Genomic DNA, 17,845 nt, shown 5'->3' on the forward strand with positions numbered 1-17,845 from the left:
GCGAGCAGGCTCGCTCCCACTAGGGACTGTATTTCAAGTCCGGAAATGAAAAAGCCCTGCCAGTGATGGCAGGGCTTTTTGCGTTACGGGGGAATCAGATCCCCATGCTACCCAGCGCATTGACTATATTGCGCAGGGTGCCGGCAATGGTCGGGTGTTCGACTTCGAAACGCTCCACTGCCAGATTCACACCATCGACGATGCTGGCGTCTTGAGTAGCAGCTTCCAGTTGGATTTCCGATTCAATCTGCGCCATCAACGCATGTAAGTCTTCACGCTCAACTTCCGTCAGCGGCGGATTCTGCTCCAGCTGCTCGCGCAGGGTCTCGAGCTGTTTTTGCAGTTCTTGGGCGGGCATGGTGTTTTCCTTTTATCAATAGGCACTGGCATTGACCGCAGCCGCGCGCCAAAGGTCTATGGCTGACCTTTAGATTAATCCACTCCCGGCAAACCTGCATGATCCCGATCAGGGCTTTTCGCCTTTGAGGCGGCGCAGGCTGATGTCTGCCAAACAAGTGTCGAGTTCGCCCAAATGATCGATCACCGAATGCACGCCCAGCCCGAATAACTGCACGGTCGCCTTGCCGCGCAAGTGTTCGCGTTCTTTCTGGCTCAAGGCTTGCCATTCGTGGGGTGCCAGGCCACACAGCGAGCCGCAGGAGGCGAGGCCGATGGTCCATAGCCCGGCGTTCAGGCCGGCCTGCAACAGGCGCGGCTCACCGCTGACCAATACGCAGCCGTCCAGACTGGCGACGTTCAAGTCCATCAAGGCTTGCCAGCAGGCGTTCGGCGCAGGCCACGGATTGATTGTTGCCGAATGTTGCGCAGGTTTGATTGACGCCGGGAGTAAGGCCGACAACGATTGGGCGAGCGCAGGGGGCAGTTCATCCAGCCAGGCGCAGGGAATCTGCTGGCGCTGCAAATTGTGCAGGCTGTCGAGCGCGCCCGGTGTTGCCTCGGCATGCTCGGGCAGGGCGATCGTCTGTTGCCGGGCACGAGCACCGAAATCCACCAGACAGCCGCTGAGTCCGAACAGTACGGCTGTCAGGCCCGGCGCGGCGAGGGGCAAGGTTTCGGCATGTGACATGGCAACGTCCCTGAAATAGCGATAAGGCTAGTCATTCCAGGTGACAGTTACGTGACGGCTATGTGAAGCGCGACGTGGGAAGCGTCCTACAACTTTGCACAATTGGCCGACTGTCCAAACCGGCGTTTACGCTTATACTAGCGACCTTAATGCCCGGACTCCGATGTCCGCGACAGTACAAATCCAAGGAGTTTTTCTATGCGCTGGAGCTATCCGCTCGCTCAGCTAAGTGTATGTGCCGGCCTGTTGCTGGCGCCGTTCGCCACTCAGGCGGCAACGGAAGAAGACCCTTGGGAAAGCGTCAACCGCCCGATTTTCCAGTTCAACGACTTCGTTGACACTTACGCGCTGAAGCCATTGGCCCAGGGCTATGAGTTTGTCACGCCGCAGTTCCTTGAAGACGGCATCCACAACATGTTCCGCAACGTCGGTGACGTCACCAACCTTGCCAACAACATCCTGCAGGCCAAACCGGCTGCCGCTGGCGTCGACACGGCGCGCTTGATCTTCAACACCACGTTCGGTCTGCTCGGCTTCTTCGATGTCGGCACCAAAATGGGCCTGAACCGCAGCGACGAAGACTTCGGCCAGACCCTCGGTTACTGGGGCGTAGGTAGCGGTCCATACGTGATGCTGCCGCTGATGGGGCCGAGCACGTTGCGTGATGCGCCTTCCAAGTACGTCGACAGCTACACCGGTATGTACCGCTACATCGACCACGTGCCTACGCGTAACTCGATCTTCGGCCTGAACATCGTCGACACCCGCGCCAGCCTGCTGTCGAGCGAGAAGCTGATCAGCGGCGACAAGTACACCTTCATCCGCAACGCTTACTTGCAGAACCGCGAGTTCAAAGTGAAGGATGGCCAGGTCGAAGACGATTTTTAATCTCGACCGGTAAAAAGAAAGGCGACCTCAGGGTCGCCTTTTTTGTGTGTAGCTATTTCATTTTCAGAATGGTCAGGCCGAGCTTCTGGCCGCCGCCGTCCTGTGGCCTGATCCACACCACTTCGGTCTCGGCTTCAAGCCCACTTAACGCTGCGTGTTCAGAGTCGATCCGCACGCTCAAACGGTCACCGACCGCGAACTGGCGCGGTGCTTCGACCTGCATGCCACTGCTGGAGAGGTCGATGCACACCCCTGAAACCTCATCCCCTTCATGAATCAACACGACATCGGCATCGACCCGCATGCGGATGAAATCGCGCTTTTCGCTGTAGTCCCGACTGGTTTGACTCATAGGTTCGTCCTTCCATTGGGTTACGGTTTGAGCTGTTCTTATAACTCTCGGTGATTTGACAAGTAAAGTCGTCAAGCGACCATCGGCGCATGCTTGAAACGCTCTGCGGATGGGAGTACCGTCTGCGCCTTAGAAGGGCACCTCTGGTGCAACCGCGTTTGCAGTCAATGCTCGAAAGCGGTGCAGCAGAGAGGCTAGAAAGCGAATCCAGTAGTCTGCGCAGGGCCAGATGCCCCGCCAACTACGCCAACCTAATTCTGGCGCCGTTTGCCCACATGCCAAAAACCAGTGCCACGCTGCTGATAATCGATGATGACGAAGTAGTGCGCGCGAGCCTCGCGGCCTATTTGGAAGACAGCGGTTTCAGCGTCCTGCAGGCCAGCAACGGCCAACAGGGTCTTCAGGTATTCGAGCAAGACACGCCCGACCTGGTCATCTGCGATCTGCGCATGCCGCAGATGGGCGGTCTCGAACTGATCCGTCAGGTCACCGAGCGATCGCCGCAAACGCCGGTGATCGTGGTGTCGGGTGCCGGCGTGATGAACGACGCGGTCGAGGCTTTGCGCCTGGGCGCGGCGGATTACCTGATCAAGCCTCTCGAAGATCTGGCTGTGCTCGAGCACTCTGTGCGCCGGGCCCTTGATCGTGCGCGCCTGCTGGTGGAGAACCAGCGCTACCGCGAGAAGCTGGAAAAGGCCAACCGCGAGCTTGAGGCCAGCCTGAACCTGCTCCAGGAAGACCAGAACGCCGGTCGCCAGGTACAGATGAACATGCTGCCGGAAAGCCCGTGGAGCATCGACGAGTTCAAGTTCGCGCACCAGATCATCCCGTCGTTGTACCTGTCGGGTGATTTTGTCGACTATTTCCGTGTCGATGAGCGCCGGGTCGCCTTTTACCTGGCCGATGTATCCGGGCATGGCGCTTCTTCAGCCTTCGTCACCGTGCTGCTGAAGTTCATGACCACGCGCTTGCTGTTCGAATCCAAGCGCAACGGCACCTTGCCGGAATTCAAGCCTTCGGAAGTCCTTGGTCATATCAACCGGGGGCTGATCAGTTGTAAGCTGGGTAAACACGTCACAATGGTCGGTGGAGTCATCGACGAGGAGACCGGTTTGTTGACCTATAGCATCGGCGGCCATCTGCCGTTGCCTGTGTTGTACACGCCTGACAGTGTTCGTTATCTCGAAGGGCGTGGTCTGCCAGTGGGGCTTTTCAATGAAGCCACTTACGAAGATCACGTGCTTGAGCTGCCGCCGACGTTCAGCCTGACGCTGATGTCCGATGGCATTCTGGATCTTTTGCCAGAACCTACGCTCAAAGAAAAAGAAGCCGCTTTGCCTCAACGGGTGAAGTCGGCGGGCGGCAGCCTGGATGGTCTGCGGCAAGTGTTTGGATTGGCCACGCTAGGGGAGATGCCGGATGATATCGCCCTGTTGGTGTTGAGCAGGAATCTTTAATGAGTACCGGTAGAATCCAGTTCGCCGAGCAGGACGGCACCTTTGTCCTGAAGTTCGTCGGTGAAGTTCGCCTGACCCTGTGTTCGGCGTTGGATGCGACTATTGAGAAAATCTTCACCGCGCTGAATTTCAACGCGATCGTGATCGATTTGACCGAAACCCGCAGCATCGACAGCACAACGTTGGGCCTGCTGGCCAAACTGTCGATCCTGTCGCGGCAGAAGGTCGGCCTGCTGCCGACCGTCGTCACCACCCACGAAGACATCACCCGTCTGCTGCAATCGATGGGTTTCGAGCAGGTGTTCAACATCGTCAACCACCCGGTGCCATGTCCCGAGTGTCTGGACGACCTGCCTGATCAGGACCAGTCGGAAGAAGTGGTGCGGATCAAGGTGCTCGAAGCGCACAAGATCCTCATGGGCCTGAACGATTCCAACCGGGAAGCGTTTCATGACCTGGTGAATGCCCTCGAGCGGCATTAAGTGATGCCGACCGGAGGGGCCTCTTCGCGAGCAAGAACACCTACAATTTCCGGCAGCAACAAAAAAGGGCGAACCCTCACAGGTTCGCCCTTTTTGCATTTCGCTAACTCAAATCACAGCTTGGCCTGCAACAGCGCCTCAAGCTTCTCCTGGTCGCGAGCAAACTGACGAATGCCCTCAGCCAGTTTCTCGGTGGCCATCGCGTCCTCGTTGGACAACCAGCGGAATTGCGCTTCGTTGAGGCTCAGACGGGCTTCACCGGCGTTGCCCGGGGCCAGTTTGCGCTCCAGCTTGCCGGTATCGGCCGCCAGCTTGTCGATCAGGTCCGGGCTGATGGTCAGGCGGTCGCAGCCGGCCAGTTGCTCGATCTGATTGAGGTTGCGGAAGCTCGCGCCCATGACCACGGTCTTGTAGTCATTGGCCTTGTAGTAGTTGTAGATGCGGGTGACCGACTGCACGCCCGGATCATCAGCGCCGGTGTAGTCGTTGCCGTTGGCCTTCTTGTACCAGTCGTAGATGCGGCCCACGAATGGCGAAATCAGGAACACACCCGCGTCGGCGCAAGCGGCGGCCTGGGCGAAGGAGAACAGCAGGGTCAGGTTGGTCTGGATGCCTTCCTTCTCCAGCACTTCGGCGGCGCGGATGCCTTCCCAGGTCGAGGCGATCTTGATCAATACGCGATCACGGCCAATGCCGGCCTTGTCGTACAGTTCGATCAGGCGATGTGCGCGCTTCAGTACCGCATCTTTATCAAACGACAGGCGCGCATCCACTTCGGTGGAAATACGGCCCGGGATCACTTTGAGAATTTCCTGACCCACCGCGACGCCGAAACGGTCGCTGGCCAGGCCGACATCGCCCTTGCAGTCGCTGACGCAGGCGTTCAGCAGCTCGGCGTAGGCCGGAATGGCCGCCGCTTTGAGCAGCAGGGAAGGGTTGGTGGTGGCGTCGACCGGTTTGACTCGGGCGATCGCTTCGAAGTCGCCGGTGTCGGCAACAACGGTGGTGAATTGTTTGAGTTGTTCCAGCTTGGAAGTCATGGGCGTGCTCTGTCCTATGGGTCTGATGACATTACCCGAGCGCTGACGGCCACTCAAGGGTAGGTGCGTGTATCGATGGCCCCTGCAGCAACAACCTGAAAACGATTGTTTGAAAGGCGGGGCGCGGTATCGATGAATACGATGCCAAAACAGCCAACAGGTTCAAAGCAACCGACCTGCGTACAGGCCGGTTGTGCATGCGCTACTGGGCGTTCAACAGGGCTTCGACGGACATACGTGCCGGTTTCGGCTGACCGTCAGAGGTCAGCAGGCCAAAGTTCTTCTCGCGATCGTTGCTGCCCGAATCGCTGTTCTTCCATTCATAAATGGACGTCAGCGGAATATTGAGTTTTTTAACATCGCCAATAAACGTGTTGATCTTGCTTGCTTGTCCTTCAGGCCCACCATTGGAGGCGAGTGCCGAGATCCCCCATTCACTGATGACTCCCGGCAGATGGAAGTTTTGCTGAATGAAGTTTTGCGCGTTGCTGATCTGCGTGGCGGTCATGCCGTAGGGGTGGTAGGACACGGCGCTCAGGCATTTGGGGTATTCGCTGACGATGCGGTTCAGCGCCACGGTTGCAGCCGAGCCTGCGCTAGGCGGGCGGGCGAAGCCGTAACCGATCACGGGTGTCGATAGCGGTTGCTCCTGCAGCGCCTTGCACACGCCGCTCATGAACGGCACAAACGTGGTGTCGAAATTGCGCGTCGGCCAGTAGGTTTCCAGGTCCGGCTCATTCCATAACTCGATCGCCACCAGTTGCGCGCTGTACGACTGTTGCAGCCCCGTCACGGCTTTGGCGAAGCCTTCACCGGCAGTGGTCACCTCGGCGCTCGAGGTGGCGGGCAATGCCTTGATCGCGCGGACCGTCAGCAACACCGGCAAGCCCGCAGACTGTGCTGCGGCAAAGGCATCGCTGACCTGTTTCTGATAAGCCTTGGCTGTCAGGCTGTCGCTCCACACACCGAAGCGGACAAAACCGAAGCCTGCCGATTTGATCTGCGCGGCGTCGGTGGCTGTGAAGTTCTGGATCTTCACCTGCACACCGATGTTCTTGGCTGGAAGGTTGGGAAACAGGACGCTGGCGTGAACCTGAGTTGCACCCAGCGCCATCAACGCCAAAGCGCCGAGTCTTTTGAGATGTGTTGGTTTCATGTCTGCTCTCCCGAAGAGAAGTGACAACTGCGAATAAATGATCTCGTTTCTCAATTTTCGAGTGAGGTGATGGCACTTAGTGCGCGAATGTTAGTTTTTGTCGGGAAACAATCATCTGAAAATCACAGTTATTTTTAGTCCGTTAATAGTGGTTGGGGAGCTTTTAAACGCTGTGGTACTTAATGCTTCGGTACTAACAGGGCGAATCTATTTCTGAGTGCAGGAAGATCTTGAGGGTTCATTCAATTGCTCTCGGATGTTGGCCGTTTGACATTACACAGGAAAGTAAAACCTTGTTCAGAAAGATCCTTGTCGTTTGCGTGGGCAATATATGCCGTAGTCCGACGGCAGAGCTGATGTTGCGTAACGCGCTGGCCCCCTCAGCGATCACCGTTTCCTCCGCAGGCCTGTCGGCGCGGGTGGGCGAGGGTGTAGAAGCGTCCGCGCGGCAAGTGCTCGAAGACCATGGCCATAACGCCGAAGGCTTCATGGCACGGCAACTGACCGCAGACATCGTCAATGAATCAGACCTGATTCTGGTCATGGAAAAACAGCATGTTAATCAAGTACTGAAGATTGCCTCTCATGCGAGGGGTAAAGTATTTCTGCTCGGCAAGTGGCAGAGCGAGCGTGAAATACAAGATCCGTATCGTCAAGGCAAGGCCGCTTTTATTCATGCCCATGCATTGATTGAAGATGCTGTTAGCTCATGGGCACAACGTCTCGCGCGTTGATGAATATTCTTCAGATCAATGAATGGTAAGAACAGACTTATGCAGTTACCGTCCGTCATCGGCACCCGCGACAATGATCAAGACAGTATTGATCTTCTCGGCATATTCGGCAGTTTGATCGACCAGAAATGGTTGATCGGCGCGCTCACCGGCGCCTTCATGGTCACCGGTGTCGCGTGCGCGGTTTTGGCCACGCCCGTGTACCTGGCCAATGCGCTGGTGCAGGTCGAGCCGAAGAAGAACGACATGCTCGGGTTTTCCGACCTCAACAGCATGCTCGGTGGGCAATCGCCGTCGGTGACCGAAATCGGCATCATCAAATCCCGCGCGGTGATCGGCAAAACCGTCGACGACCTGCGGCTGGACATCGATGTCACCCCCAACACCTTCCCGATGATTGGCGGCTTTCTCGCCCGGCGTTATCGCGGCGAGACTGAAACCAGTGTCGCGGCGCCGCGTTTCGGTCTGAACAGTTACGCCTGGGGTGGTGAGCGTCTGGAGTTCGCCCGGCTCAATCTGCCGAAAGAACTGTTGGGCAAGAAACTCACCCTGATCGCCGGGGAACAGAAGTACTTCCAGTTACTCGATGACAACGACAACCTGCTGGTGGAAGGCGTCGCCGGTGAAGCCTTCGCGCAGGATGGCGTAGAAGGGCAAATCACCCAGTTGTTGGCGAATCCCGGTACGCGTTTCGAAGTGGTGCGCAATCCGCGAATCGTGACCATTCAGGGCTATCAGGACGCACTGGATATCTCCGAACAGGGCAAGGAATCGGGGATTATCAAACTGGCGCTGGCCAGCAGCGACGCCGCCGAAGCGGTGAAGATCCTCAACAAGATCGCCGCGCTGTACGTCGATCAGAACGTGCGCCGCACCTCGGCGGAAGCAGCGCAGAGTCTGGCTTTCCTGCAAAGCCAGTTGCCGCAGGTCAAGCGTGATCTGGCCAAGGCCAGCGATGCGCTGAACGCCTATCAGACCCACGGCAAGACCGTGAACATCTCGCTGGAAACCCAGTCGGTGCTCGGTCAGTCGGTAGCGCTGGAAACGCGGATCTCCGAGCTGAAAATGCAGCAGGCGGAGATGGATCGCAAGTTCACCAAACAGCACCCGGCCTATCGCGCGTTGATGAGCCAGATCGGCGAACTGACCCAGCAACAGAAGTCGCTGGAAGGCAAGGTTGGTGATCTGCCTGCCACGCAACAAGAGCTGCTCAACCTGACCCGCGATGTCGAAGTGGCGTCGCAGATCTACACGCAGTTGCTGAACAAATCCCAGGAGCTGGACATCGTCCGCGCCGGTGCCGTGGGTAACGTGCGTCTGGTCGACGCAGCGGATGTCGACCTGACCAGTCCGGTCAAACCGAAAAAAGCCCTGATCGTGCTGATCGCCACCTTCCTCGGCGCTTTTGTCGGCGTGGCGCTGGTGCTGCTGCGCAAATCCCTGAGCCGTGGTCTGGAAGGCCCGGAAGCCATCGAGCAACTCGGTTTGCCGGTGTACGCGTCGATTCCGTACAGCGCCTTGCAGGATGAAGAAGACAACAAAAAAGGCCGCGCCCGCGACGGTGTCGACAAACCGGCGTACCTGCTGGCCCTGCGTAATCCCACGGATCTGTCGATTGAATCGATCCGCAGCCTGCGCACCTGCCTGCATTTCGCTGGGCTCGATTCGACCAACAACCGCATCATGATTTCCGGGCCGAGCCCACAGGTCGGCAAGACCTTCGTCTCGTCCAACCTCGCCGCGGTCATGGCGTTGAGCGGTCAGCGTGTGGTGCTGATCGATGCCGACATGCGCAAAGGTCACCTGCACAAAACCCTCAACACGCCGATCACCAACGGCTTGTCCGATCTGCTGGTCAAGCGCTGCAGCATCGATCAGGCAATCAACAAGGTCGAAATCGACAACCTGCACTTCATCAGCCGTGGCCAGGTGCCGCCGAATCCTTCCGAGCTGTTGATGCACGCCAACTTCCGCGAGCTGTTGGCGGAACTGAGCGAGCGCTACGACCTGGTGATCATCGATACGCCGCCGCTGCTGGCGGTGACCGATGCGGCCATCGTCGGCCGTGAAGCCGGGATCAGCCTGATCGTCACGCGCTTCGGGGTGAACCCGGCCAAAGAGATCGAACTGACCATTCGCCGCTTCGCGCAGAACGGCATCGAGTTGAAAGGCGCGGTGTTCAACGGCGTCGAGAAGCGTGCGGCCAGCTACTACGGCAATGGCGGTTACGGCTATTACAACTACGAATACGCGTCCGACAAATCCTGACTGTCAGCGACTGTTTTTTCCTGTTTGAAGTGGGTGATTTGTGAAGAAAATACTGCACGTGGCAGAGACGATCAAAGGTGGCGTCGCGACGGTGATCCGGACGATTTCGGCTTCGCCTGAAGGCGATGCGGCGAACTACGAGCTGGTGTATCTGGTCCCGGATGATCAGGCCAAAGAGTTGCACGGTATCGGCGCGCAGCAGATCCGCACCTTTCCCCGCACCGGGCGCAACGTGCCGTCGTTGCTGCGTTTTGCCTGGCGTTTGACCCAGGTGATGCTCAAGGAAAAACCCGACGTGGTGCATTTGCACAGCACCTTTTCCGGGGTGATCGGCCGGTGCGTATGTGTGCTGCTGCGACCGTGGCGCAAGCCGAAAATCGTCTACTGCCCGCACGCGTTTTCGTTCTTGATGGAAAGCTCGCCGACCAAGCAGAAAGTCTATGCGTGGATCGAGCGGGTGCTGCAGAAAGTCACCGATGTGATCATTTGCGTCAGCCAGTACGAACTCGACAAAGCCGCGCGTTTCGGCATCGAGCGCAAGCGCATGAAGCTGATCTACAACGGCATTCACCACAAGGATGACGCGCCGAAAGCGGCGAGTCCCGAGCCGATTCATCTGCTCTTCGTCGGTCGCCTCGATTATCAGAAAGGCTTCGACGTGTTGCTCAAGGCCTTCGCCAACGTGCAGCGCAAAGACTTGAAGCTGACCGTGGTCGGCAGTGCGGTGAACGAGGACGCGGTGGAGTGCCCGCCGATGGACTCTGTTGAATACCTGCCATGGGTCACGCCGAGCGAAGTGCAGGCGCTGTATCAGAAAGCCGATGCGCTGATTGTGCCGAGTCGCTGGGAAGGTTTCGCCATGGTGCCGCTGGAGGGCATGGCCATGGGTTTGCCGGTAATCGCCAGCAACTGCACCTCGCTACCGGAACTGGTCACCAATGAAGTCTCCGGTTATGTCTTCCCGTCCGGTGATCACCAGGCATTGGCCGACGTGCTGACGATTATCCAGAAGCCACGCTTGCTCGACCTCGGCAACGAAGGACGGAGCATTGTCCGCGAGCGTTTCAGCGCCGCGTTGATGATTCGCCAGACCTACGACCTGTATCGCGCTCCCACTTTTTAAGTAGAACTCAAGCATATGAACGTAACGATTTTGCATGGCTACAGTGCGTCCAACTCCGGTGACGGCTTGCTCGTCGATCTGGCCATTGCCCTGGTGCAGCGCAACTTTGGCGAAGACACCGCGATCAGTGTCGTGGCTTCCGATCCGGATTCTTTCAGCTATTTGCCGCACCCGCGTTTCGACGCGCCGGTGATGGCGGCCAAGGGTTTGGGCCGGGTCAAGCAAGCGGTGTTCCTCAACCAGTCCTACGCCGGGCTGGCGGATCTGTTGAAGAAAACCGACCTGATCGTCGGCGTCGGCGGCGGCTACATGCGCTCGAAAAGTGCTTTCGAACATATCAAGCTGAAACTCGGCCACGCCAAGCAACTGGAAACCGCGATCCTCAGCAAAGTGCCGTCGGTGTACCTGCCGCAAAGCATCGGCCCGTTCCATGGCGAAAGCAGCAAGATCGTCGAGCATTACGCCAGCGCCGACGCGGTATTCGTCCGTGACAACCGCTCTTCGGCCATTTTCGATGCCTGCGCAAACGTCTACCGCGCGCCGGATCTGGCCGTGCAATCGCTGGCGAGCAAAATCCTTCAGCAAGCAAAATTCACCCGCTGCGCGTCGTCGCCAGCCACAGTCTGCGTGGTGCTGCGCAAGCCGCCGGAGTGGAGCAAGGAAAAGAAAGTCGCTTACGTCGCCAATCTGAAGTTGCTGCTGCAGCGCCTGAAGAACAAAAGCAAAGTGGTCTGCGCCGTACAGAGCGCGGTACGCGGCAACGATGACGGCGCGTTCTATCGCGAGTTGGGCATCAGCGAAGACCTGTTGTCGTTGAAAGCAACGATTGCCAAATACCAGCCGGACCTGGTGATTTCCGTGCGCCTGCACGGCGCCATCGAGTCGCTGCTCTCCGGCGTGCCGGCGTACCACATCAGCTACGAACGCAAAGGCTTCGGCGCCTATCAGGACATGGGCGTGGAAGACTGGGTGATCAACGGCGGCGACATCAACGTCGACACCATCATCGACACGGTTTACGCGCAGAATGCGCTGTCTAACTTCGGCAAACGCCTGACAGATACCTGCCGTGAGATCGAGGCAAAAACCGTGGCCATGGACGAGATCATCAAAGGTGTCGTTCGATGATATTTCGGCTACTGCTTCGTGGCGGTGCATTGGGCGCGAAGTTTTTGCTGGTGTTGGCGATCACCCATTACCTCGGGTATGAAGCGCTGGGTTTTTACGGTGTGGTGGTCGCGGCGTCGCTGATTGCGTCGAAGTTCTACAGCGTCGGTTTCAGTTCCGAGATCAATCGGTTGATCAGCGTCGGCGGCAGTTCGCGCCGCGTGGTCGACAAGGTTCTGCTGCTGTATCTAGCGGTGGGGCTGGTGCTGTCGGTGGTGACGGTGCTGATTTATTCACTGTTCCAGACAGTTGAAGCGAGCGCCGCGCTGATTCTCTGCGTGACGCTGGTGTTGCTCACTGAGCACCTGTCGTTCGAGATCAACTCGTTCGTGTTTTCCGCGCAGAAAGCCACGGCCGGTGCGCTGTTGTTTTTCATCAAGACCGGCCTATGGGCGGTGTTGGCCGTTGGCGGGATGATGCTCGGTTGGGTCTCGGGAATCGCCAGTGTGTTGTGGCTGTGGGTGGTCGCCAACGTGCTGGTGATCATCGCCGGTTACCTGATCGTGGTGAACGTTCATCACGGCCGAGAAGCCGGGACACTGGCCACTGCTACTGTGTGGAAAGCGGGATTACCGTTTTACCTCGGCACCGGGTTGATCGCGTTGAGTCAGTACGCCGAGCGGTTTCTGATCGCCGACCTCGAACCGTACGCCAAACTGGGTCAATACGTGTACGCGTGGTCAGCGGCCAACACCTTGCAGGCGCTGTCGTATGCGGTGGTGGCGGTGGTCGGGATTCCGCTGTTGGCCAAGCGTTTTCAGGCTGATCAGCAGGCGTTCACGGTCAAGCAGTTGTTCGTCAACAAGTGGGTCATGCGTTCGCTGGTGGTGTCGGCGGCGGTGGCGGTGGCGATCTATGTGTTTTTCAACGTGGTGCTCGATTACGTCGCCACCAGCGTGCCGCGTCCGGACAATGCGATCCTCGGCGTGCTGATTTTTTCCTTCGCTTTGCGCGCGATTGGCGACATCGTCTGGGGCGGTCTGATTGCTTCGAAAAACAGCCGGGTGTCACTGGCCAGCGCTGCCATTTGTTTGTTGATTTCGGTGCCGGTCAGCTATGTGTTGATCAAGCACTATTCGATCTACGGCGCGGCGTGGGGCAACGTCTTCGCGATCATCGTGCAACTGCTGGTGATTGCCGTGCTGACCCGCGCAACGGCCGGGAAAAAGGCTGCGTTGTCATGGGCCTGAAGCTGCCGTGCATCGAGTTTCGTGGCAAGCGACTCGATTCGTCGATCTCATTCCTGATCCTCTTCACCGGGCTGTTTCTCTCGGTGGCGATGCCGCTGTTGATCCCACGTGATCCTGGGCCGGATGCGATGACCTTGTGGTCGTCCTACGCGCGTGCCGACAACTGCAATTTCTGGAACCCGTTCTCGCCGGATCGCTCGTCCTACGAGTGTTCGGCGTTCCTGCTGCGGCCCACCGGGATCAACCTGACCAATGCCTGGGCCTACGGCATGTTCTGCAATTTTTTCCTCACGGCGATACCGGTGGTGGTGTTTCGGCGCATGCCGTTGGCGATCTTCGGCACCTTGTGTCTGTGGGGAATTGTGCGTTCGTTTTTCCTGGAGAACCTGACCAAGGAAATCATCGTGTCGGTGGCGGTATTGAGCATTTTGCTCAGCTCGCTGACGCGTAAATATCGCGGTGGGTTTTTCCTGTCGGCAGTGATCTACGGCGTGCTGATCCGGCCCTACTGGATTCTGTTTTCGCTGTCGTGGGTCGGCGTCTGTGTGATGAAAAAGTACGTGTCGCGCACGACGTTCTTCCTGATGCTGTTCTTGTTTTATCTGGCGGTGGCGATGTCGATCCAGCTCGCCCTGGGCTTTCCGGTGTCGTCGATCCGCGCCAGTAACAACGAGTTACGCACGGCGGGCGAGGAGGGCTCGAAATCGTTGATCGTGTCGTGGCTCAGCGGCAGCGACTTCGTTTCGCAGGCGCTGGACTCGATGATCATTTTCTTCCGCTTGTCATTCCCGGTGGAGCTGATTCTGCTGTCCGGCCCGGGTCAGGTGATCTTCGTCGCGTTGATGATCATGACCGCGTTGCTGTTGTTCAAAGTCATCACCTCGACCGACTACAAGGGCGCGCCGATCCAGACCAAACCCAAGGAACTGATCGCCATTCCGCTGGCGTTTCTGCTGGTGCAAGGCCTGTTCGAGCCGGACTTCGGCTCCTTCGCCCGGCACTTCTCGATGGTGGTGCCGGTGTTGTTCGTGGGGCTGGGCTTGATGCTGCGGGCGAACAAACCGGTGCAGGTTGAATCAAGAATTCTGAATTGAGGCAGGTGCTTTATGTCGAGCAAGAAAAAGTCCCTGGAGATCGAAACCCTGCGCGGCCTGGCGTGCCTGCTGCTGGTGCTCTATCACGTCATCGGCCCGCTGGGTGGCGGGTTGAAGATCGATATCGGCTCGCCTTTCCGGGTCATCGCCGACTCGATGGTGTACGTGCGCATGCCGCTGTTCACCTTCATTTCCGGGTACATCTATTCGATCTACAAAATTCGTGGCAACGACTTTTCCGCGTTCTTCAGCGGCAAGGTGCGCCGCTTGATCGTGCCGCTGTTTTGCGTCGGTGTGCCGTTCTCGGTGTTGCAAGCGGTGGGGCCGGGGGTGAACAAGGATGTCGGTGTGATCGACGCGTTGTTGTCGTTCTGGGTGCCGATCAACCACTTCTGGTTCCTGCAGGCGGTGTTCATCATTTTCATGTTCGTCGGGCTGCTGGAGTGGCGCGGGATGTTGCGTTCGGCGACGCGCTTGTATGGGCTGTTTGCGTTTGCGGCAGTGTTGTTTCTGCTGCCGCCGTTCAAGTTCGATGCGTTCGGGATCAACGGTGCGATTTATCTGCTGCCGTTTTTTGTCGCGGGGATGATTGGCCAGGAAAATGTCGACGTGTTGAAGCAGCGCTTCAAGGTGATCGGGCCGCTGGTGTTTGTGCTGATCTCGCTGACGCTGTTGTATGTCGCGGCGATTGATCGTGAGTTGATTGTCGATCGTCGCAGTCTGATTGGTTTGACCGTGGGTTGCGTGTCTTGCATCGCCTTGCTGTCGAGTGATGTGCGGTCGAAGGCGCTGACGTGGCTCGGTGGTTATTCGTATGCGATTTTCTTGTTTCATGTGTTGTTTGCGGCGACGTCGCGGTTTGTGCTGGGACGGTTGGGAGTAAAGGATGAAAGCCTGCTGGTACTCGGTGGCTTGAGCTGTGGCTTGCTCGGGCCGGTGGTGTTGTCGATGGTTTTCAGTCGGTTCAATTTCACTTCGGTGCTGTTCCTTGGGGAGCGGGCGGCGAAGAAGAAATCTTTGACGCCCATCACTCCAGTGGTGCAAACCCACAGCAGCTAAGAGCTTCGCGAGCAGCGGATCTTTATCGAACACAATCCCTGTAGGAGTGAGCCTGCTCGCGATTGCGGTCTGTCAGTCAGCATTTCATTACCTGACCCACCGCTATCGCGAGCAGGCTCACTCCTACAGTTGATCTGTGTACATCCCGGCATTCAGTGGGCCATTTCAGACTGAAGGAAATTTTGCATGTTGGCAGTAGATGACGCTCAACCCGTCGCGGCGTCGGTGGTTCAGGTCGGCGATGCCCGCGAGCGTTTTGCGCAGTGGCGTGAAGGCAAGGCTGGCGCGGTGTTGTCGGTCTCGGTGATCGGCGACAGCTACAGCGCCGGACAGGATTTTTACCTGAACAAACTGGTGCAGCGCGTGGCCGGGGAAGTGGGTTTTGCCGGGCCGGGTTACGTCGGTTTCAACCACGGCGCGGCGCTGGGCGGCACCCATTTCAAATACACCCGCAGCAGTGACAAGTACTTCGGCGGCGACTGGAAGGTTTCAGACCTGGGCCAGGCGAGTCCGGACAGTCGCACGGTGACAGGCCGTCCCGGTGCATGGTTGCAAGTGGATGCGAGTCCGACGCCGCGCATCGATACCGCTGTCACGCAGGCGAAACTGCTTTATCTGGGCAACGGCGAATCCAGCGAGATCCGCTACCGCTGGTCTCCCGCGCAAGACTGGCAACCCCTGAAGCTTGAAGGTTCGGGCGTGCAGGAAGTACCGCTGACAGGCCTCTCGGCAGCGAAAGACTGGTCCTTCAAACTGGAAGTGGTGAAAGGCGCGCCGACGTTGTTCGGCCTGTGGATGAGTAACGATCAGAATGGCGTGCGGGTTTCGAAACTGGCAGCCTCCGGTGCGGCCTCGGCGGACTTCTATCACCAGGATCCGCAATGGCAGGTGCAGTGGAAAGCTGCTGTGTCGAAGATCCCCGCGGATGTTTACCTGATCATGCTCGGTGGCAACGATCAGGGTTTCGGCGTGAAGCCTGCGCAGTATCTGCAGAACGTTCAGGGGCTGGTGGGCATGCTGCGCGAGATTCAACCGCAGGCGAGCATCAACCTGATCATGCGTCAGGACACCACGCGCTCCAGCGCTTACCCGATGTCGGCGTATGCGCAGGTGCTTGAGCCGTGGGCGCGAGAGCAACGTCTGGGCTACGCCAATCTGCAATGCGCGTTCGGCCCTGACGTCAAACGCTACTCGGCGGCGATGATCGGCCCGGACAAGATTCATCCGGTGCCGGCCACAGGCGGGAAGGTCATTGCCGATTATTTTTATGGCTGGATCACTGGCACCCAAAGCGGTTGCGAAGCTTCGCCACACTGATCGTTCCCACGCTCCGCGTGGGAATGCCGCCCGGGACGCTCCGCGTCCCTTCGCTGGGTGACGCAGAGCGTCACTGGATGCATTCCCACGCAGAGCGTGGGAACGATCAGGTGAGGGGAGTTATTCGAAGGCGTCTACTTGCTCGAGCAACTCCGCAATCTTCTGCGGCATCAACCGCGTATCGCACCGAGTCTCAACGTTGATGATGATCGCCGGGTCGTTGCAGCAAATTCGCACGCGAAAACGCCAGTCACCGAAGATCACCTTCAGCCCATCACGGTCATCCATTTCCAGCGCCTGCTCGCCATACAGCTTTTTCAGATGAGCAAGCAGGGGATAGGGATCACGCAGCGGCCGGCGGATATCACCGGACGCCGGAAACACGCCAATCCGCTCCACCAGCAGAATTGTGCCCAGCCAGGACTCGTTGGCGCTGGGCAACGGCTGATGGCGGGACAGCCAGCTCATCACCCCGAGGTTACCCACCTCGCGTTCAATCTCTACGGAATGTTGTGCAATGTTCATGGTGGCCTCGTTGGGTGAAGGGAGCCGTCTCAGCGGCCCTTGAGATAGACGTTTTCGTAGCAGAAATTGGTTGCCTGCAAGTAACCCTCGGCGTCACCGCAGTCAAAGCGCAGGCCTTTGAATTGGTAGGCCAGCACGCAACCGTTCTGCGCCTGTTTCATCAGTGCGTCGGTGATCTGGATTTCACCGCCCTTGCCCGGTTGGGTGTCGGCGATCAGATCGAAAATGTCCGGGGTTAGGATGTAGCGGCCAATGATTGCCAGGTTCGACGGCGCGTCTTGCGGGGCCGGTTTTTCCACCATGTTGTTGACGCGGTAGATGCCGTCGGACATCAGCTCGCCGGCGATCACCCCGTACTTGTGGGTCTGGTCGGCCGGGACTTCCTGGATGGCGACGATCGAGCAGCGGAATTTCTTGTACAGCTCAATCATCTGCGTAAGCACGCCGTCACCTTCGAGGTTCAGGCACAGGTCATCGGCCAGCACCACGGCAAACGGCTCATCGCCGATCAGCGGACGACCGCTGAGAATCGCGTGGCCCAGACCTTTCATTTCCACCTGACGGGTGTAGGAGAAGGTGCAGGTGTCGATCAGCTCGCGGGTGCCGGCGAGGAATTTCTCTTTCTCGGTGCCGCGAATCTGGTGTTCAAGTTCGTAGCTGATGTCGAAATGGTCTTCCAGCGCACGCTTGCCGCGACCGGTGACGATGGCCATGTGTTGCAGGCCGGCGTCCCGCGCTTCTTCAACGGCGTACTCGATCAACGGCTTGTTGACGATCGGCAGCATCTCTTTCGGCATGGCTTTGGTAGCCGGCAGGAAACGCGTGCCATAGCCGGCAGCGGGGAACAAACATTTACGAATCATAAAAGTATCCTGGACAGTCATGGAACACAGGCGACGGATGCGA

18 protein-coding genes are annotated in these 17,845 nt (G+C 58.2%); 11 read left to right on the forward strand and 7 right to left on the reverse strand.

Going from position 1 to position 17,845, the window contains the following annotated elements; genetic code table 11:
* Positions 1–94: 94 nt before the first annotated feature.
* Together CKW26_RS24595 and CKW26_RS24600 are read right to left on the reverse strand one after the other, a co-directional pair.
* Positions 95–358 (reverse strand): DUF4404 family protein, encoded by a 264-nt coding sequence (locus CKW26_RS24595; RefSeq protein ID WP_095050478.1) that lies wholly within the window; start codon positions 356–358, stop codon positions 95–97.
* A 108-nt stretch (positions 359–466) separates the two neighbouring features.
* Complete coding sequence (locus CKW26_RS24600) at positions 467–1,087, reverse strand: phosphatase (protein WP_095050479.1); 621 nt, start codon at positions 1,085–1,087, stop codon at positions 467–469.
* A gap of 198 nt (positions 1,088–1,285) precedes the next feature.
* Here CKW26_RS24600 and CKW26_RS24605 point away from each other — a divergent pair, with 198 nt between their 5' ends.
* Complete coding sequence (locus CKW26_RS24605) at positions 1,286–1,975, forward strand: VacJ family lipoprotein (RefSeq protein ID WP_038362262.1); 690 nt, start codon at positions 1,286–1,288, stop codon at positions 1,973–1,975.
* A gap of 52 nt (positions 1,976–2,027) precedes the next feature.
* On the opposite strand, the gene CKW26_RS24610 is transcribed toward CKW26_RS24605, so the two are convergent.
* Positions 2,028–2,327: a PilZ domain-containing protein gene (locus tag CKW26_RS24610; protein WP_095050480.1), complete on the reverse strand. Its 300-nt coding sequence runs from the start codon at positions 2,325–2,327 to the stop codon at positions 2,028–2,030.
* A gap of 275 nt (positions 2,328–2,602) precedes the next feature.
* On the opposite strand from CKW26_RS24610, the gene rssB reads away from it, so the two are divergent.
* Complete coding sequence (rssB, locus tag CKW26_RS24615) at positions 2,603–3,784, forward strand: two-component system response regulator RssB (protein ID WP_095050481.1); 1,182 nt, start codon at positions 2,603–2,605, stop codon at positions 3,782–3,784.
* Entirely contained in the window at positions 3,784–4,266 is a 483-nt protein-coding gene (gene rssC / locus CKW26_RS24620) for an anti-sigma factor antagonist RssC (protein WP_003226553.1), read from the forward strand. Before rssB ends, rssC begins: the two co-directional genes overlap by 1 nt.
* A gap of 113 nt (positions 4,267–4,379) precedes the next feature.
* On the opposite strand, the gene tal is transcribed toward rssC, so the two are convergent.
* Both tal and CKW26_RS24630 read right to left on the reverse strand, forming a co-directional pair.
* Entirely contained in the window at positions 4,380–5,306 is a 927-nt protein-coding gene (gene tal / locus CKW26_RS24625) for a transaldolase (protein ID WP_016986723.1), read from the reverse strand.
* Between the two features lie 202 nt (positions 5,307–5,508).
* On the reverse strand, positions 5,509–6,462 hold the full coding sequence (locus tag CKW26_RS24630; protein ID WP_095050482.1) for a cellulase family glycosylhydrolase: 954 nt from the start codon (positions 6,460–6,462) through the stop codon (positions 5,509–5,511).
* Positions 6,463–6,755: 293 nt separating this feature from the next.
* On the opposite strand from CKW26_RS24630, the gene CKW26_RS24635 reads away from it, so the two are divergent.
* The 8 genes from CKW26_RS24635 to CKW26_RS24670 all read left to right on the forward strand — a co-directional run bounded on the left by CKW26_RS24635 (position 6,756) and on the right by CKW26_RS24670 (position 16,414).
* The gene (locus tag CKW26_RS24635) at positions 6,756–7,196 is read left to right on the forward strand and encodes a low molecular weight protein-tyrosine-phosphatase (protein WP_038362273.1); all 441 of its coding nucleotides are present in this window, start codon (positions 6,756–6,758) and stop codon (positions 7,194–7,196) included.
* Positions 7,197–7,235: 39 nt separating this feature from the next.
* Positions 7,236–9,464, forward strand: a complete 2,229-nt coding sequence (locus CKW26_RS24640; protein ID WP_095050483.1) for a polysaccharide biosynthesis tyrosine autokinase — start codon at positions 7,236–7,238, stop codon at positions 9,462–9,464.
* A gap of 40 nt (positions 9,465–9,504) precedes the next feature.
* On the forward strand, positions 9,505–10,587 hold the full coding sequence (locus CKW26_RS24645; RefSeq protein ID WP_095050484.1) for a glycosyltransferase: 1,083 nt from the start codon (positions 9,505–9,507) through the stop codon (positions 10,585–10,587).
* 15 nt (positions 10,588–10,602) lie between these two features.
* On the forward strand, positions 10,603–11,715 hold the full coding sequence (locus tag CKW26_RS24650; protein ID WP_095050485.1) for a polysaccharide pyruvyl transferase family protein: 1,113 nt from the start codon (positions 10,603–10,605) through the stop codon (positions 11,713–11,715).
* Positions 11,712–12,944, forward strand: coding sequence for an oligosaccharide flippase family protein (locus tag CKW26_RS24655; protein WP_095050486.1), 1,233 nt, complete (start codon positions 11,712–11,714; stop codon positions 12,942–12,944). The genes CKW26_RS24650 and CKW26_RS24655 overlap by 4 nt, the downstream gene beginning before the upstream one ends.
* Complete coding sequence (locus tag CKW26_RS24660) at positions 12,935–14,038, forward strand: hypothetical protein (protein ID WP_095050487.1); 1,104 nt, start codon at positions 12,935–12,937, stop codon at positions 14,036–14,038. Before CKW26_RS24655 ends, CKW26_RS24660 begins: the two co-directional genes overlap by 10 nt.
* A gap of 12 nt (positions 14,039–14,050) precedes the next feature.
* Positions 14,051–15,097, forward strand: a complete 1,047-nt coding sequence (locus CKW26_RS24665; RefSeq protein WP_095050488.1) for an acyltransferase family protein — start codon at positions 14,051–14,053, stop codon at positions 15,095–15,097.
* 186 nt (positions 15,098–15,283) lie between these two features.
* Complete coding sequence (locus CKW26_RS24670) at positions 15,284–16,414, forward strand: GDSL-type esterase/lipase family protein (protein ID WP_095050489.1); 1,131 nt, start codon at positions 15,284–15,286, stop codon at positions 16,412–16,414.
* A 120-nt stretch (positions 16,415–16,534) separates the two neighbouring features.
* Here the strand turns inward: CKW26_RS24670 and CKW26_RS24680 are convergent, their stop codons facing one another.
* Positions 16,535–16,939 (reverse strand): mannose-1-phosphate guanylyltransferase, encoded by a 405-nt coding sequence (locus CKW26_RS24680; protein WP_095050491.1) that lies wholly within the window; start codon positions 16,937–16,939, stop codon positions 16,535–16,537.
* A 29-nt stretch (positions 16,940–16,968) separates the two neighbouring features.
* Positions 16,969–17,802, reverse strand: a complete 834-nt coding sequence (galU, locus tag CKW26_RS24685) for a UTP--glucose-1-phosphate uridylyltransferase GalU (protein WP_093433753.1) — start codon at positions 17,800–17,802, stop codon at positions 16,969–16,971.
* Positions 17,803–17,845: the final 43 nt, after the last annotated feature.

The sequence above is a fragment of the Pseudomonas sp. Irchel s3h9 genome (genome assembly GCF_900187475.1).
GTDB lineage: Bacteria > Pseudomonadota > Gammaproteobacteria > Pseudomonadales > Pseudomonadaceae > Aquipseudomonas > Aquipseudomonas neuropathica.

What these genes read in the sequence shown, in the direction of transcription:
- CKW26_RS24665 (WP_095050488.1), top strand. Translation starts at nt 14,051, where the DNA reads ATGTCGAGCAAGAAAAAGTCCCTGGAGATCGAAACCCTGCGCGGCCTG.
- tal (WP_016986723.1), bottom strand. Translation starts at nt 5,306, where the DNA reads ATGACTTCCAAGCTGGAACAACTCAAACAATTCACCACCGTTGTTGCC.
- CKW26_RS24680 (WP_095050491.1), bottom strand. Translation starts at nt 16,939, where the DNA reads ATGAACATTGCACAACATTCCGTAGAGATTGAACGCGAGGTGGGTAAC.
- CKW26_RS24640 (WP_095050483.1), top strand. Translation starts at nt 7,236, where the DNA reads ATGCAGTTACCGTCCGTCATCGGCACCCGCGACAATGATCAAGACAGT.
- rssB (WP_095050481.1), top strand. Translation starts at nt 2,603, where the DNA reads ATGCCAAAAACCAGTGCCACGCTGCTGATAATCGATGATGACGAAGTA.
- galU (WP_093433753.1), bottom strand. Translation starts at nt 17,802, where the DNA reads ATGATTCGTAAATGTTTGTTCCCCGCTGCCGGCTATGGCACGCGTTTC.
- CKW26_RS24605 (WP_038362262.1), top strand. Translation starts at nt 1,286, where the DNA reads ATGCGCTGGAGCTATCCGCTCGCTCAGCTAAGTGTATGTGCCGGCCTG.
- CKW26_RS24670 (WP_095050489.1), top strand. Translation starts at nt 15,284, where the DNA reads ATGTTGGCAGTAGATGACGCTCAACCCGTCGCGGCGTCGGTGGTTCAG.
- CKW26_RS24655 (WP_095050486.1), top strand. Translation starts at nt 11,712, where the DNA reads ATGATATTTCGGCTACTGCTTCGTGGCGGTGCATTGGGCGCGAAGTTT.
- CKW26_RS24600 (WP_095050479.1), bottom strand. Translation starts at nt 1,087, where the DNA reads ATGTCACATGCCGAAACCTTGCCCCTCGCCGCGCCGGGCCTGACAGCC.
- CKW26_RS24610 (WP_095050480.1), bottom strand. Translation starts at nt 2,327, where the DNA reads ATGAGTCAAACCAGTCGGGACTACAGCGAAAAGCGCGATTTCATCCGC.
- CKW26_RS24630 (WP_095050482.1), bottom strand. Translation starts at nt 6,462, where the DNA reads ATGAAACCAACACATCTCAAAAGACTCGGCGCTTTGGCGTTGATGGCG.
- CKW26_RS24660 (WP_095050487.1), top strand. Translation starts at nt 12,935, where the DNA reads ATGGGCCTGAAGCTGCCGTGCATCGAGTTTCGTGGCAAGCGACTCGAT.
- CKW26_RS24595 (WP_095050478.1), bottom strand. Translation starts at nt 358, where the DNA reads ATGCCCGCCCAAGAACTGCAAAAACAGCTCGAGACCCTGCGCGAGCAG.
- CKW26_RS24650 (WP_095050485.1), top strand. Translation starts at nt 10,603, where the DNA reads ATGAACGTAACGATTTTGCATGGCTACAGTGCGTCCAACTCCGGTGAC.
- rssC (WP_003226553.1), top strand. Translation starts at nt 3,784, where the DNA reads ATGAGTACCGGTAGAATCCAGTTCGCCGAGCAGGACGGCACCTTTGTC.